Annotated in this window: 1 protein-coding gene; it reads right to left on the bottom strand. The window is 67.7% G+C overall.

Translation table 11 applies throughout. The annotated features are described in order from the left end of the window. Positions 1 to 269: transposase (locus WCE05_RS26515; RefSeq protein ID WP_368816907.1), on the bottom strand; the 269-nt coding region annotated here is incomplete at both ends.

Below are 269 nucleotides of genomic sequence, written 5' to 3'. Positions count from 1 at the left end.
CCCATCCATGCTGTCGTCGCCTGCAGCGCTGTCTGCCAGGAAGGCCGATTCGCCCTCCCCTTCGAGCCAGCCTTTGCGCGTCAGGTGCCGACACACCCGGTGCGCGATGGTAGCTGCCAGCTGGGTCAACTGCGCGGTGGTGGGCGCACGGGCGCGGTGCAGGCGCAGTTCGCGCCGCGGCAGCTCGGTGGCTTCCACGTACACGCCGTCGAGCCACAGCATGTGGAAGTGGATGTTCAGGTTCAGCGCGCTGCCGAAACGCTGGATCA

This window comes from Pseudomonas sp. I2, from assembly GCF_040984075.1.
GTDB lineage: Bacteria > Pseudomonadota > Gammaproteobacteria > Pseudomonadales > Pseudomonadaceae > Aquipseudomonas > Aquipseudomonas guariconensis_B.
The sequence above is the reverse complement of the archived record's forward strand: the minus strand, read 5'-3'. Positions and strand labels throughout refer to the sequence as shown.